The organism is Mesorhizobium sp. Root554, assembly GCF_001427025.1.
Classification (GTDB): Bacteria; Pseudomonadota; Alphaproteobacteria; order Rhizobiales; family Rhizobiaceae; genus Mesorhizobium.
This window is the reverse complement of the sequence record NZ_LMGA01000001.1, coordinates 2,893,225-2,906,755: the sequence shown is the minus strand read 5'-3', so window position 1 is coordinate 2,906,755 and position 13,531 is coordinate 2,893,225. Positions and strand designations below refer to the sequence as shown.

The 13,531-nt window shown below is 61.5% G+C and carries 16 protein-coding genes; 6 read left to right on the top strand and 10 right to left on the bottom strand.

Annotation, left to right across the window (positions count from 1 at the left end; translation table 11 throughout):
* Positions 1-15: 15 nt before the first annotated feature.
* Complete coding sequence (locus ASD44_RS14210) at positions 16-1,716, bottom strand: MFS transporter (RefSeq protein WP_082542480.1); 1,701 nt, start codon at positions 1,714-1,716, stop codon at positions 16-18.
* A 78-nt stretch (positions 1,717-1,794) separates the two neighbouring features.
* Between ASD44_RS14210 and ASD44_RS14205 the strand changes: the two genes are divergently transcribed.
* Positions 1,795-2,403, top strand: a complete 609-nt coding sequence (locus ASD44_RS14205; RefSeq protein WP_056113212.1) for a TetR/AcrR family transcriptional regulator — start codon at positions 1,795-1,797, stop codon at positions 2,401-2,403.
* A 6-nt stretch (positions 2,404-2,409) separates the two neighbouring features.
* Here the strand turns inward: ASD44_RS14205 and ASD44_RS14200 are convergent, their stop codons facing one another.
* From ASD44_RS14200 to ASD44_RS14185, 4 genes are read right to left on the bottom strand one after another with little or no spacing between them, the layout of a single operon-like run.
* On the bottom strand, positions 2,410-2,772 hold the full coding sequence (locus tag ASD44_RS14200) for a helix-turn-helix transcriptional regulator (protein WP_056113209.1): 363 nt from the start codon (positions 2,770-2,772) through the stop codon (positions 2,410-2,412).
* Positions 2,769-3,305 (bottom strand): Smr/MutS family protein, encoded by a 537-nt coding sequence (locus tag ASD44_RS14195; RefSeq protein ID WP_056113207.1) that lies wholly within the window; start codon positions 3,303-3,305, stop codon positions 2,769-2,771. Before ASD44_RS14195 ends, ASD44_RS14200 begins: the two co-directional genes overlap by 4 nt.
* On the bottom strand, positions 3,302-4,408 hold the full coding sequence (locus ASD44_RS14190) for a murein transglycosylase A (RefSeq protein ID WP_056116230.1): 1,107 nt from the start codon (positions 4,406-4,408) through the stop codon (positions 3,302-3,304). Before ASD44_RS14190 ends, ASD44_RS14195 begins: the two co-directional genes overlap by 4 nt.
* A gap of 17 nt (positions 4,409-4,425) precedes the next feature.
* Positions 4,426-5,124, bottom strand: coding sequence for a Tim44/TimA family putative adaptor protein (locus ASD44_RS14185; RefSeq protein ID WP_056113204.1), 699 nt, complete (start codon positions 5,122-5,124; stop codon positions 4,426-4,428).
* Between the two features lie 199 nt (positions 5,125-5,323).
* Between ASD44_RS14185 and ASD44_RS14180 the strand changes: the two genes are divergently transcribed.
* Together ASD44_RS14180 and secB are read left to right on the top strand one after the other, a co-directional pair.
* A complete protein-coding gene (locus ASD44_RS14180) occupies positions 5,324-5,821 on the top strand; it encodes an FxsA family protein (RefSeq protein ID WP_056113202.1) in 498 nt (165 codons plus the stop codon).
* Between the two features lie 112 nt (positions 5,822-5,933).
* Complete coding sequence (secB, locus tag ASD44_RS14175) at positions 5,934-6,431, top strand: protein-export chaperone SecB (RefSeq protein WP_056113199.1); 498 nt, start codon at positions 5,934-5,936, stop codon at positions 6,429-6,431.
* 60 nt (positions 6,432-6,491) lie between these two features.
* Here secB and dnaQ read toward each other — a convergent pair whose 3' ends face one another.
* From dnaQ to ASD44_RS14150, 5 genes are all read right to left on the bottom strand, one after another.
* Positions 6,492-7,196, bottom strand: a complete 705-nt coding sequence (gene dnaQ, locus ASD44_RS14170) for a DNA polymerase III subunit epsilon (protein WP_056113197.1) — start codon at positions 7,194-7,196, stop codon at positions 6,492-6,494.
* Positions 7,197-7,260: 64 nt separating this feature from the next.
* On the bottom strand, positions 7,261-7,851 hold the full coding sequence (gene coaE / locus ASD44_RS14165; RefSeq protein ID WP_056113195.1) for a dephospho-CoA kinase: 591 nt from the start codon (positions 7,849-7,851) through the stop codon (positions 7,261-7,263).
* On the bottom strand, positions 7,848-8,690 hold the full coding sequence (locus ASD44_RS14160) for a shikimate dehydrogenase (RefSeq protein WP_056113192.1): 843 nt from the start codon (positions 8,688-8,690) through the stop codon (positions 7,848-7,850). Before ASD44_RS14160 ends, coaE begins: the two co-directional genes overlap by 4 nt.
* Entirely contained in the window at positions 8,683-9,279 is a 597-nt protein-coding gene (locus tag ASD44_RS14155) for a Maf-like protein (protein WP_056113190.1), read from the bottom strand. Before ASD44_RS14155 ends, ASD44_RS14160 begins: the two co-directional genes overlap by 8 nt.
* A gap of 27 nt (positions 9,280-9,306) precedes the next feature.
* On the bottom strand, positions 9,307-10,125 hold the full coding sequence (locus ASD44_RS14150; RefSeq protein ID WP_056113187.1) for a pyruvate, water dikinase regulatory protein: 819 nt from the start codon (positions 10,123-10,125) through the stop codon (positions 9,307-9,309).
* Between the two features lie 400 nt (positions 10,126-10,525).
* Here ASD44_RS14150 and hemE point away from each other — a divergent pair, with 400 nt between their 5' ends.
* From hemE to rho, 3 genes are all read left to right on the top strand, one after another.
* Positions 10,526-11,557: a uroporphyrinogen decarboxylase gene (gene hemE, locus ASD44_RS14145; protein ID WP_056113185.1), complete on the top strand. Its 1,032-nt coding sequence runs from the start codon at positions 10,526-10,528 to the stop codon at positions 11,555-11,557.
* Entirely contained in the window at positions 11,554-12,096 is a 543-nt protein-coding gene (gene hemJ, locus ASD44_RS14140) for a protoporphyrinogen oxidase HemJ (protein WP_056113181.1), read from the top strand. The genes hemE and hemJ overlap by 4 nt, the downstream gene beginning before the upstream one ends.
* A gap of 165 nt (positions 12,097-12,261) precedes the next feature.
* Complete coding sequence (gene rho / locus ASD44_RS14135; protein WP_156459853.1) at positions 12,262-13,527, top strand: transcription termination factor Rho; 1,266 nt, start codon at positions 12,262-12,264, stop codon at positions 13,525-13,527.
* Positions 13,528-13,531: the final 4 nt, after the last annotated feature.

Below are 13,531 nucleotides of genomic sequence, written 5' to 3'. Positions count from 1 at the left end.
CCTGCCGTTTCGGAGTCACTCCCCGGCGACCGCTTCGGCCATAGCCGGCGCATCCGCCTTTTTCCCGCCGCGCCATGAGGCGAAGGCGGCGAGCAGATAGAGGATCGCCGAGAAGGTGAAGGCGAAGACCAGCCCGTGCTTGAACGGTTCTGCCATCAGGCCGGGGAAGAACTCGTTGCCGGTCAGCGCCGCGACGTTCTGCGGCGGCAGCGCGTGCAGCACGTCGACTGGGATGAGCTCGCCCATCGGGTTGTAACCGAGGAAGGCGGCAAACAGGCTGGCGACCGGCGGCATGTTCGCCACCTGATGCGCCACCGCCAGCGGCACATGCTGCGCCAATAGCCCGCTTTCCATTGCCGCCGGCAGCGAAGAGGCAAGCCCGACCAACATAAGCGAGAAGAACAGGCCGATCGACAGAACCTGCCCGGCATTGGTGGTGGTGGCGCGCATGCCGGAAGCCTGGCCTCGCTCGGACGCTGGCACCGAGTTCATGATCTGCGTGGAGTTCGGCGCTACGAACAGGCCAGAACCGAGGCCGTTGAGGAACAGCAGCGCGGCGAAGGCGGTATAGGAGAAGTTGGCCGGCAGTTCCATCAGCGCGAGGAAGGAGATGGCGCCGGCAACCATGCCGCCGACCGAGAACGGCACGCCGCCGACGCGGTCCGAAAAGTAGCCGGAAAGCGGACCCGCCAGCAGGAAGCCAACTGTCAGCGGCAGCATGAAGATGGCCGACCACAGCGGGGTTTCCTCGAACGAATAGCCATGCAGCGGCAGCCAGATGCCCTGCAGCCAGACGATGAGCATGAACTGCAAGCCGCCACGGGCAATACCTGAGGAAAGATTGGCAAGATTGCCCCAGGCGAAGCCTGGAATGCGAAACAGCTTGAGGTCGAGCATCGGCTTGGCGACGCGGCTTTCCACGACGACAAAGGCGATGAGCGACAGGATGCCGATGGCGAAGAACGACAGCACCTTCGGGCTGGTCCATGCCATCACCTGCTCGCCATAGGGCTGCAGGCCGTAGGTGATGGCTGTCAAAATCAGCACCAGGCCGAGGCCGAAGCTGATATTGCCGAGCCAGTCGATGGTGTGGCTGCGCCGGTTCGGCGCGTCGTTCAGTTTCATATAGGCCCAGATCGTCCCGACGAGGCCGAACGGCACGTTGATCCAGAACACCAGCCGCCAGTTGGCGTCGGCCAGCAGGCCACCGATCAGCAAGCCGATGAACTGGCCGCCGATCGCCGCCACGACATTGATGCCGAGCGCGAAGCCACGCTCGTTCTGGGGAAAGGCATCCGTCAAGAGCGCGGTCGCGTTCGCCATGATGAGCGCGCCGCCAATGCCCTGTATGATACGAACCGTGACCAGATAAGAGGCGGCGAAATCGCCCTGCCCCGGCAGCAGGCTGAGCGCGATCGAGGCAGCCGTGAAGATGGCGAAGCCGAGATTATACATGCGGGCGCGGCCGAACTGGTCGCCCAGCCTGCCAAACGCCACGACCAGAACCGCCGTGGCGATCATATAGCCGATGATCGCCCAGAGCAGGTAATTGATGTTGCCGGGATCGAGCGCCTTCAGACCGATGCCGCGAAACACCGCCGGCAGGCTGATCAGCAGGATAGAACTGTTGATTGCCGCGGCCAACATGCCCAAGGTGGTGTTGCTCAAAACGATCCATTTGTGGTTCTGCGGGCGCTCGGCATGTGCGGAATTCATGGAACACGCTTTCGAAATCTATGGCGCGGCAGCCGCCGGCGTCTTATATGAGGGTTATCTCAGGTTTGGTATATGAGGATGGCCTCGGAAAAAGCAAGTGCTAAAGCCCTGAAGCCGCGCCGGCCCCAGCAGGAGCGCGGCCGCCTTCGTGTCGCCGCGCTGATGGCCAGCGCTGCGGAACTGTTCGCCGAAAAGGGCTTTGAAGCGACGACCATGACCGAGGTGGCCGCGAACGCCTGCGCGGCCATCGGCACGCTCTATCTGTTTTTTCCGACGAAGGAAGCGCTGGCCGAGGCGATTCTGCGGGAGCAGGCCGAGGAAATCTCCTCACAGCTAGACTGTTTGAGCGAACGCATGGTCGGTCATGCGCCGGCCGCCATCGCCGATGCACTGTTTGCCTTGCTGGGCGATTTTCTTAAAACCCATCCGGCCTATTCCGCCATGCTCGACCTGCCGGGCGACGCAAGCTGGCGACGCGCGATCCGCATCCGCCGCCGCAACCAGATTTCAGCTTTGTTCGCCAGGGCCGAGCCGGCGCTGAGCCCCGAGCAGGCTGAGCGAATCGCCGTCATCGTGCCGCAGCTCATGCGCATACCGCTGGCGCTGACCGGCGAGAAACGATTGAGGGACGGTGTCGTGGACGAGCTCCGGCAGATGCTCAAAGCGCATCTGGAAGCAGGATCATAATTCCGGCTACTTGCCCAGCGCCTCGCGGACAGCGGCGGTTATTCGGGCGATGTCGATCTCATCCATGTTGGCAATGTTTCCCGCCAGAAGGTTGGCGAGCTCAGTCGCGGCGGGCGAAAGGCCGGATGTATCGAGGCGGACGCGGGGGTGGGAGCTGTCCGCCAAGCGCTCGAATTCCTCCGCCTCATCCCAGATGATGTTGAAATAGCCTATGATTTTCTGGACCATGGTCCAGTTCGGCGCACCGCGCCGGCCATGCTCCAGCGCCGAAAGGTAGGCGGCGCTGACGCCGATGGCACTAGCCATATCTTTCTGGCTGACGCCGCGCTGACGCCGAAGCGCACGGATTTTTTCACCGAGCGGAGTCATGGCTTCGTCTTGCGCAGCCGCACATAGAGCGCGCCGCCGCCGCCATGGTGACGGGCGGCATGATCATGGCTGGAAACGACGGTTCGAAAAGCCGGCGTCGACAGCCAGGCCGGCACCGAGCGCCGCAGCACGCCGTCACCCCCAGACGACGATCCCTTGCCGGTGATCACCAGTACATAACGCACGCCGCCTGCTTGCGCGCGCAACAGGAAGGAATGAAGCAGGCTGTATGCCTCATCCTGCCGCAGCCCATGCAGATCGACCCGGCCTTCAATCGGCAGCCTGCCCTTTGCAAGCTTGTCCAGGGTCGGTTCGTCAAGCCGCTGCACGACCGTCTGGGATTTCGGCTTGGTTGCCGCCGTTACGGACGGAGCTTCGCGGGATGTCCCGGTTTCCCCGGCCTTGCTGTCCGGAAGGGACATATCCGGAATCTCGACCGCGAGACGGCCCTTCAGTGGCATTGCCGTGCGAGCGACCAGGTTCCACAGAACGCGATCTTCGTCGCTTAGTGGATTTGCCACCGGCCGCTTCATCGATTCGGTTCCGAAACGAGAGCTTTTGGAACCAAAGCGTAAAAATCGGCTGCATGGCGGATGACGCCAGCGATTTCGCCCGCCGCATCGCCCGAACCGGCGAACAGATCGCCGCGGGCAGCACCAACGATCGCCGAGCCGGTATCCTGGGCGACCATCAGCCGGTGGAATCCGTCATCACCGAACGCCGTCAGCGACGGAGCGTGGATATGGAAAGGCGTGCCGAATGTATGGAGAAGCCTGTCCACGGCCACCGAACGGCCCGGCGTCAGCGGCACTTTCGCCGCCGCGACCGGACCCAGATCGAGATCGGCAACCGGTGCTTCGCGGAAGAAAATGTAGGAGCGGTTCCGCCACAGGATCTCATCGACCCGGTGCGGGTGCTTTTTGAACCAGGCGCGGATGGATTGCATCGTCACTTCGGCGAGCGGAATTTCACCCAGGTCGGCGAGAACCTTCCCGGCACCGGTAAAACGATGCCCGGATTTGGCCGCATAGGTGATGCGGCGCAAGCTGCCATCGGTCATGCGGAGCCGCGCGGCGCCCTGCACATGGATGAAAAAGGCATCGACCTTGTCGGCCAGCCAGGCCAGTTCGAGATTCTCGCCGCTCAGGGCGCCGCGTTCGATCTCGCCACGGTCAAAATACTCCGTCAGTCCCCCGCACGTCCGGCGTCCGAACGCAAAATAGGGATCCATTGCCGCAGGCCTGTTCTCGTCGTCCAGATCTTCCAGATCGACCGGCCGCGACAGCAACGGCACGTTGAATTCACCGGTTTGAACCGGCGAGGCCATTACTTCCGGTTCGTAGAAGCCTGTGACGAGGCCCGAAGCGCCGGTTTCGGGGCTGACACGGAAAGGCGTGAAGTGCTGTTCGAAGAAAGCACGCGCGGTGTTCGCATGGGTGGGAACAGAACTCCGCGCCTCGGCATAGGCCGGCTGGAAGGCGGCGAAGTCGATGCCAAGCGACCCTGTCCTGTAGGGTTTTTCCGACACATGAAAGGCTGAGCGCCGAAATGCGGCAAAGGCGGCCAGATGGTCGTCGCCATCCCAGCCGGGCAAATCCGCGAAAGTTTTTTGAGCGAAGAGCGGCGAAAGCGACACGGCAGCGTCGCCCTGGCTCATTCTTCTTCGGTCGCGACCAGCTTCCAGTTGGGGTCGCGCGAGCGCGTATCGCGAGAGAAGGTCCACACGTCCTTGACCTCGGCGACGGTTTCCGGATCGCCGTCGATGACCGCGCCGGCCTTGTCGCGGGTGGCCGAGATGAGTTCGCTGACGATGCGCAAGGTCACATGCGCCTCGCCACCCTTCATTTCGGCGGAAACGATGTCGGCCTTGTCGATACCGACGAAGGACGATTGAACTTTTTCGGATTTTGACTCGCGTTCGGTGATCGCTGCGACGAAGCCGTCATAGACTTCGCGCGAAAGCAGGTTCTTGAGCGTTTTGCGATCACCATCGGCATAAGCCATGACGATCATCTCGTAGGCCATTTTCGCGCCATCGACAAAGGTCTTGGGCTCGAAAGACGCATCGGCGTCCTTGATCGCGCGCAGACCCTTGTTAAGATCGCCGTCCGGCTTGGCGAATGCGTCGATCCCAGCATAGACCTCTACCGGAGGCTCTCCGGCAGCACGCTTGCGCGGCAGTGAAACCACATTGTCGGGTCCTTGCGCAGCTTCCTTGGTCCGGCTTGCCGTATAGGGATCGAAAGGCTTCCGTTCGTTGCCGGTGCGGCGGCCAAGCACATTGCGCAGTTGCAGGAAGATGACAACCGCCGCGACCAGGAAGAAAATCGTACCGAAGTCGAAGAATGCCATATGGTTTGCCAATCGATCCTGTCGGGCTGGTTACGGCCATGCTCCGCATAGCGCCCAATCATCAAAGCATATAGAACGTGCAGCGCAATCATTCAAATGGATGGTGGGCGTTCCTATTTAAGGCATTCCGCCCCATCCGATAGCGGCCAGGCGATGAGCGCCGGCCACGGAACAGGCCAAGAAGCGGATTCGGCACGGTTTGCGCATTTCGTTCCTCCCCCTCCTCGTTCTCGCCCTTCCGATCCTGGAGATCGCCGGCTTCGTCGTGGTCGGACGCGAGATCGGCGTTCTTGCCACGGTAGGCCTGGTGCTGCTTTCTGCGCTGGTCGGCACCTTCCTGCTGCGGCAACAGGGATTTGGCGTCATGTCGCGCGTACGCGCCGAAATGGATGCCGGCCGCAACCCGGGCAGGCAACTTGCCCATGGCCTGATCGTGCTGATCGCCGCGATGCTGCTCATCGTACCGGGCTTCATCAGCGATATTCTCGGCATCCTTCTGTTCATTCCCCCCGTCCGCGATTTCGCCTGGCGGTTTCTGAAGAACCGCGTCTCCATCGTGACGAATTTCAGCGGCGGCGGCTTTTCGCAGCGCCGCAAGGAGAAGGTCATCGATCTGGACAGCGACGATTATTCGCGCCGGCCTGACCCCAGTTCGCCCTGGCGCCGACTGAAGGACGACAAAACCGCCGACGACTGAGGAAGGCCTCAAACCTTGTCTTGCCGCGCCGGGCATGATAGCGAACGCCCGCTTCCGCCGACCTTAGCCGATCGGCTGCATTCCACCCGCAAGCTTCACGAGGAACAGGCTCATGGCCGATAACAACGAAGCGCCGACAGGCGCCGCCACCAATGGCAACGGCACGCAGCCGACGCTCAACGTACTCACCCAGTACGTCAAGGATTTGTCCTTCGAGAGCCCAGGAGCCCCGAATTCCCTGCGCGGCCGCGAGAAGGCGCCAGGCATTGCGATCAACGTCAACGTCAACGCCAATCCGCTTTCCGACAAGCAGTTCGATGTCAATCTGACGCTCACCGCGAAGGCTGCCTACGACAAGGAAGTGCTGTTCAACGTCGAGCTGGTCTATGGCGGTGTGTTCAGCATCAGCGGCTTCCCGCAGGAGCACATGCTGCCGCTCCTGTTCATCGAATGCCCGCGGCTGCTTTTCCCGTTCGCCCGCCAGATCATCGCGGAAGCGACGCGCAATGGCGGCTTCCCGCCACTGATGCTCGACCCGATCGATTTCGCGCAAATGTTCCAGCAGAAGATCGCCGAAGACCAGGCCGCCTCCAAGGTCAAGGTCAGCTGACCGGCGTCAGCATTCGGCAATCGTGATTGTCCAGAAAGATCCGGCCTCGCGCCGGATTTTTCAATTGGCGGGCACTTTCAGCCAGATGGCTTTGTCACCGAGCTCAGCCACCAGCCCCGCATGCGCCGCCCGTTCTGCATCGGTCAGGCGCGGAGGCAGCGGCGCCGGCCGCATGCCGATGGTGATGTCGATCATTTCGGCCGCATCGTTGCCCTGTTTCGTCACGACGACCGCGTCGAGAACGAGCGCGGCCTGCTTGCCGCCGATCAGCTCGATATAGACCTCGGCCAGGAGCTCGGAATCGAGAAGCGCACCGTGCTTTGTGCGGTGGCTGTTGTCGATGCCATAGCGTCGGCACAACGCATCCAGCGAATTGGGACCCATGGGATGCCGGCGGCGGGCCAACGCCAGCGTGTCGATGACACGCTCCTGGCCGACGGCCGGATGGCCAAGCCGCCCGAACTCCGCATTGATGAACGCCATGTCGAAGCCGGCATTGTGCGCGATCAGCTTGGCGCCATCGATGAAGACAAGGAATTCCTCGGCAATATCGGCAAAGCTCGGCTTGCCGACGAGATCCGCTGCGCTGATGCCGTGCACGGCCTGGGCTTCGACATTGATCGAGCGCCCCTGCGGATTGATGTAGTGATGAAACGTGCGGCCCGTCGGGAAGCGGTTGACCAGTTCGATACAACCAAGCTCGATGACACGGTCTTCGCGCGCATCAAGGCCGGTGGTTTCAGTATCGAAGATTATCTCACGCATCGAATCGCTCCGGAGCCAAAGATGGCGGCTGTGGCAACCAGGTGCAAGTTCGGCCGGAGGGCGATCAGGTCTTTTCCCCTGTCAGGCTGGCGATGATTTTGTCGACCTGCGCGCGGGCTGCCCTCAGTCCATGGCCGGTGTCGATGACGAAATCGGCCTTTGCCCTTTTGTCCGCATCCTGAACCTGCCGCGCCAGGATGGCTTCGAACTTCTGCGCCGTCATCCCCGGCCGCGCCATTACACGCCGCCTCTGGATCTCCGCCGGCGCCGACACCACGGCGATCCTGTCGACGCGGCTTTCTCCGCCGGTCTCGAACAGAAGCGGAATATCCAATACAATGAGAGGCGCGCCAGCCTTGCGGTGGCCGGCGACAAACGCATCGGCGTCAGCGCGTACCAGTGGATGAATGATCTCTTCCAACCGCTTCAGAGCTGCCGCATTGCCAAGAACCCGGTGCGACAATTCCGTTCGGTCGATGGCGCCATTGGAAGCAACACCGGGAAACGCCGCCTCGATCAGGGGCACGGCCTTGCCCCCATAAAGCCGATGCACCGTCTCGTCGGAATCGTGAACCGGCACCCCTGCCTTGGCAAACATCTTCGCCGTGGTGGACTTTCCCATGCCGATGGAACCGGTCAGGCCGAGCACGATCATTTTACACGGTCCAGATCGGCGACGATCAGCGCCCGCAATTCCGCCGTCACTTCGGGCCGATGGCCAAACCAGCGCTCGAAGCCCGGCACCGCCTGATGCAGCAACATGCCGAGGCCATCCACCGTCTTCAGGCCATTTTGGCGGGCAGCAGCCAGCAGAGGCGTTTCCAGCGGCGCGTAGACGATGTCGGTCACGATGGCGTGGCTCGGCAGCAGCGTCGTATCAACCTGCAACTCGGCGCTACCTTCCATGCCGAGCGATGTCGTGTTGACCAGCAGCCCTGCATCCTCAAGCAGCTCGCCGGTTTGAGCTGGCGAGTGGGCCGATATGCCGATGCCGAATATGTCGCGCAGTTCCGCGGCTCGCGCCACTGTGCGGTTGACGATGCGAATATCGCCGACACCGCGTTGCTTGAGTGCGTGGATCACGGCGCGCGCGGCGCCGCCTGCCCCGAGCACCACCGCCGGACCGTTCCGTGCCCAGCCGGGACTGTAAGCATCGAGATTGGCGGCGAACCCATAAGCGTCGGTGTTGCCGCCGCAGAGCCTGCCGTCTTCCAGCCAGAGCGTGTTGACCGCCCCTATCGCCTCGGCCGATTCGTCGCGCCGAGCGACGGCTTTGAAAGCCGTCTCCTTATGCGGAATGGTGATATTGCCGCCCCTGAACCCGTTCGCCGCGAGCGACTGGACGAAGGCAGAAAAATCTTCCGGCGCCACATCGATCGCCTCGTAGCTGCCGGCAATGCCGTAGTGCTTCAGCCAACAGCCGTGGATCATCGGCGAGCGGGAATGCTTGATCGGGTGGCCAACGACAAAGGCCTTGCCGCCAGTCTCAGCCATCGATGGCCCCGAGCCGGCGAAGTTCGGCAAGCGTGGCGAGCAGAGGCACGCCGACAATGGTGAAATAGTCGCCCTCTATCTTCTCGAAAAGCTGGATGCCTTCGCCTTCGATCTGATAGGCGCCGACGCTCAGCAGGGCCTTCGGCCCGACCCGAGCCAGATGCCGGCCGATGAACGCCGGATCGAGCTTGCGCAGGGTCAGGCTGGCGGTGCCGACATGGCGCCACAGGACTTCGCCGTCGCGCACCAGAACCGCGGCGCTGTTCAAATGATGCGTCTTGCCGGAGAGTTTGAGGAGATGACGCCGCGCTCCCTCCATGTCGGCAGGCTTGTGAAAAACCTCGTCACCGAGAGACATTGTCTGGTCGCAGCCAAGCACCAATGCACCGGGCTTACGTGTGCTGACTTCGACGGCTTTCGCCTCGGCCAGGATCAGGGCCACGTCCTCGGGCGAAGCTCCGCTTTCCTGCAAGGGAGCTTCGGCTGCCCGCTCATCGATTTGCGCCGGAACGACTTCGATATCGAGACCGGCGTTCATCAGGATCGCCTTGCGGAACTGACTGCCGGAGGCAAGAACGATCTTTTCCATCGCAACCACTCCTTCTGAACGGCGGACCTAACGCGTCTTGCCGCGCAGGGCAACGATTGCCGCGGCCGTTTCCTCGATCGACCTGCGGCTCACGTCGAGCATCGGCCAGCCATGGCGGCTGCAGATCTGCCGCGCATAGACCAGTTCCTCGCTTATGTTGGAACGGTCCGTATAGTTGGCGGCATCATAGCCGGCATTTCCGAGCACGCGATTCTGCCTGACCTGCGATATGCGCTCGGCCGTCGCCACCAGCCCGACGATCAGCGGCCTCGTCGCCTTGGCCAGACTGTCGGGCATCGGTACGCCAAGAACGATCGGGATGTTGGCCGTCTTTATTCCGCGGTTGGCGAGATAGATGCTGGTCGGCGTCTTCGACGTTCGGGAAATGCCGATGAGCACGATGTCGGCTTCGTCGAGATCATCGGACAGCTGCCCATCGTCATGCTCCATGGTGAAATTGAGCGCGTCGATGCGGCGGAAGTAATCGGCGTCGAGGACATGCTGGGCGCCGACCCGCCGACCCGCCGGCGTTCCGAGATAAGACTGGAAGACGGTCAGCACAGGCTCGAGCACTGAGACATAGGGCAGGCCCATCGCTCCGCAGCGTTCATCAATCATGCGCGAGAGGTTCTGATCGACCATCGTATAGAGCACGATGCCAGGCTCCTCCTCGATGTCGTCGAACACCTTCATCAGCTGCTTCTCATTACGGATCAGCGGATAGATATGTTCGATGGCGCGGGCGTCCTTGTACTGCGCCGCCGCCGCTCGGCCGGCCGCCAGCAGGGTTTCGCCGGTCGCATCAGAGATCAGGTGCAAATGGAAGAAGCTTTGCGGTTTGTTCACGATATCCTTGAGGCCTTGTGGGTTACTGTGAATAAGTCGAGGCAGCGGATAGGCGTGTCGGAGGCGACTGTATCAGGTGGGCGATTGTCCACAATTCGATGTGCTGTCAGCTCCGCCGGAGGGCTGGGGACAAAAGCGTGGACGAAGATATAGGGGCTTTTTCGACGCACAGGCAACCGCGGCATGGCAGTCTCGCAGGCTTTTGAATCCAAAAGGGGAATCCGGATTGTCCCCGATATTCTCAACGATCCGGATTGTTGTCCGCGACACCGTGGCAGATGGCCTTTTTGACCGTGGCAATGGACAGGTAGGTATTCCCGCTACAAACAGACTCTTAGAATCAGAATACCTTCTTTTCTCTTTTCTTTATTTTTTTAGAAGGGCTCTTGAGGACGAAGACATGAGTGAGAACCGGACCGTCCTGAAGGTACTGCGAGGCGAGGCGGTATTTCCGCCTCCGCTCTGGATGATGCGGCAGGCCGGACGCTATCTTCCCGAATACAGAGCGACGCGGAAGCGCGCCGGCTCCTTCCTGGATCTTTGCTACGATCCCGATTTCGCCGTGGAAGTGACCTTGCAGCCGATCAAGCGCTTCGGCTTCGATGCCTCGATCCTGTTTTCAGACATCCTCGTCGTGCCCCATGCGCTCGGCCGGGACCTTCGCTTCGAGGAGGGCCGCGGGCCGATGCTGACGCCGATCACGGCGGCAGAAATCGGGGCGCTGAATACGGAAACGTTTCACGTGAATCTGGAGCCGGTCTATGAAACGGTCCGTCGTCTTCGCACCTCCCTGCCACAGGAAACCACGCTGATCGGCTTCTGTGGGGCGCCCTGGACGGTCGCGACCTACATGATCGCCGGCCATGGAACGCCGGACCAGGCTCCGGCTCGGCTGTTCGCTTACCGGGAGCCTGCGGCTTTCCGGAGCCTGCTGGACATCCTTGCGGAGCAATCGGCGGCTTATCTGATCCGCCAGGTTGAGGCAGGAGCCGATGCCTTGCAGATTTTCGATTCCTGGTCAGGGGTTCTCGATGAGGCATCGTTCCGGACATTTTGTGTCGCGCCCGTAGCGAAGATCGTCAGCAGGGTGCGCGAGGTTTATCCCGATGTTCCGATCATCGGTTTTCCGAAGGGCGCCGGCGCCAACTATGCCGGGTATCGCGGCGAGACCGGGGTGAATGGTCTGGGACTGGATTGGACCGTGCCGTTGGAACAGGCGCGGCAATTACAGGCTGGCGGCGCCGTGCAGGGCAATCTCGATCCGCTGCGGCTCGTGGCCGGCGGCCCGGCGCTTGCCGAGGGCGTCGATGCCATCCTCGGGAAACTCGGCGGTGGGCCGCTGATCTTCAATCTCGGCCACGGCATCACGCCGGAGACGCCGATCCCGCATGTCGAGGAGATGGTGCGGCTGGTGCGGAAGGCGAAGCGATGACCACGCCGGGCGCGACGGAAACGGGCAGTGGAAAGATGGCGCTGCGCCGGGCGGCAATGGCAATCGCTATTTTCGCCGTGTTGGCGGGGTTGCTGTTTCTTTTCGCGCCGGACGGTTTCTATCTCTGGGCCAAGGCGATCCACGTCATCGCCGTCATTTCCTGGATGGCCGGCATGCTCTATCTGCCGCGCCTGTTCGTCTACCATACGGCGGCGGAGGCAGGTTCTGTCCAGTCCGAGACCTTCAAGGTGATGGAGCGCCGGCTGCTGCGCGGCATCATCAATCCAGCCATGATCGTGACCTGGACTTTCGGCCTTTGGCTTGCCTGGAAAGGCTTCGGTTTCCAGGGCGGCTGGCTGCATGCCAAGATCGCGGCGGTCGTCCTGATGTCCGGCGTCCACGGCTATCTTTCCGGCGCCGTGCGCAAGTTTGCCGAAGACCGCAACGAAAAGCCGGCGAGACACTGGCGTATCGTCAACGAAATACCCACATTGCTGATGATCGCCATTGTGATCCTGGTGATCGTGAAGCCTTTCTGAACACCTTCGCCAACGCCAAAAGGCCGCTTGCTCTTTGGCTGGAGCGACGATAAAAGACGGGTCTTCCTCCCGCCATGCGCCGCCGCTTTTCATTGCTTTCGGCCGCGCCCGGCACTTTCGCATACAGCCGAAAATTTTCCCCTGACGCACATTCAGAGTCTATCCATGCAGGAAATGAAACTCTCAGAGTTCAAGAACAAGAAGCCACCTGAGCTGATCGCCTATGCCGAATCGCTCGAGGTCGAAAACGCCAGCGTCATGCGCAAGCAGGAGCTGATGTTCGCCATCCTGAAAAAGCTGGCCGGACAGGATATCGAGATCATCGGCGAAGGCGTTGTCGAAGTTCTGCAGGACGGGTTCGGATTTCTGCGATCAGCCAACGCGAACTATCTGCCGGGTCCCGACGACATCTATATTTCGCCGTCGCAGATCCGCCGCTTCTCGCTGAAGACCGGCGATACCGTTGAAGGACCGATCCGCAGCCCGAAGGAGGGGGAACGCTATTTCGCGCTACTCAAGGTCAACACGATCAATTTCGACGATCCGGAAAAGATCCGCCACAAGATCCATTTCGACAACCTGACGCCGCTTTATCCGACCCAGCGGCTACGGATGGAAGTGGACAATCCGTCCGGTAAGGACATCTCGCCGCGTGTGATCGACCTGGTTGCGCCGATCGGCAAGGGCCAGCGTGCGTTGATCAACGCGCAGCCGCGTACCGGCAAGACGGTGCTGATGCAAAACATCGCGCACTCGATCACCGCCAATCATCCTGAATGCTATTTGATCGTGCTCCTGATCGACGAACGACCTGAGGAAGTCACAGACATGCAGCGGTCGGTGAAGGGCGAGGTGATCTCCTCGACCTTCGACGAGCCGGCTGTTCGCCACGTGCAGGTCGCTGAAATGGTGATCGAAAAGGCCAAGCGCCTGGTCGAGCATGGCCGTGACGTTGTCATCCTGCTCGATTCGATCACGCGTCTTGGCCGTGCCTACAACACTGTCGTGCCGTCGTCCGGCAAGGTGCTGACCGGCGGTGTCGATGCCAATGCCCTGCAGCGGCCGAAGCGTTTCTTCGGCGCCGCGCGCAACATCGAAGAAGGCGGCTCGCTGACGATCATCGCGACGGCGCTGATCGATACCGGCAGCCGCATGGACGAGGTCATCTTCGAAGAGTTCAAGGGCACCGGCAACTGCGAAATCCAGCTCGACCGCAAGGTGGCCGACAAGCGGATTTATCCGGCGATGGATATTCTCAAATCCGGAACGCGTAAGGAAGACCTGCTGGTGCCACGCGCCGACTTGCAGAAGATTTTTGTGCTGCGGCGCATTCTCGCCCCGATGGGCACGACCGACGCCATCGAATTCCTGATCGACAAGCTCAAGCAGACCAAGACCAACAGCGACTTCTTCGATTCCATGAATACCTGACGGC

Coding starts and splice junctions, on each gene's coding strand:
- ASD44_RS14210 (WP_082542480.1), bottom strand. CDS start 1,716: ATGAATTCCGCACATGCCGAGCGCCCGCAGAACCACAAATGGATCGTT.
- ASD44_RS14205 (WP_056113212.1), top strand. CDS start 1,795: ATGGCCTCGGAAAAAGCAAGTGCTAAAGCCCTGAAGCCGCGCCGGCCC.
- ASD44_RS14200 (WP_056113209.1), bottom strand. CDS start 2,772: ATGACTCCGCTCGGTGAAAAAATCCGTGCGCTTCGGCGTCAGCGCGGC.
- ASD44_RS14195 (WP_056113207.1), bottom strand. CDS start 3,305: ATGAAGCGGCCGGTGGCAAATCCACTAAGCGACGAAGATCGCGTTCTG.
- ASD44_RS14185 (WP_056113204.1), bottom strand. CDS start 5,124: ATGGCATTCTTCGACTTCGGTACGATTTTCTTCCTGGTCGCGGCGGTT.
- secB (WP_056113199.1), top strand. CDS start 5,934: ATGGCCGATAACAACGAAGCGCCGACAGGCGCCGCCACCAATGGCAAC.
- dnaQ (WP_056113197.1), bottom strand. CDS start 7,196: ATGCGTGAGATAATCTTCGATACTGAAACCACCGGCCTTGATGCGCGC.
- coaE (WP_056113195.1), bottom strand. CDS start 7,851: ATGATCGTGCTCGGCCTGACCGGTTCCATCGGCATGGGAAAGTCCACC.
- ASD44_RS14160 (WP_056113192.1), bottom strand. CDS start 8,690: ATGGCTGAGACTGGCGGCAAGGCCTTTGTCGTTGGCCACCCGATCAAG.
- ASD44_RS14155 (WP_056113190.1), bottom strand. CDS start 9,279: ATGGAAAAGATCGTTCTTGCCTCCGGCAGTCAGTTCCGCAAGGCGATC.
- hemE (WP_056113185.1), top strand. CDS start 10,526: ATGAGTGAGAACCGGACCGTCCTGAAGGTACTGCGAGGCGAGGCGGTA.
- hemJ (WP_056113181.1), top strand. CDS start 11,554: ATGACCACGCCGGGCGCGACGGAAACGGGCAGTGGAAAGATGGCGCTG.
- rho (WP_156459853.1), top strand. CDS start 12,262: ATGCAGGAAATGAAACTCTCAGAGTTCAAGAACAAGAAGCCACCTGAG.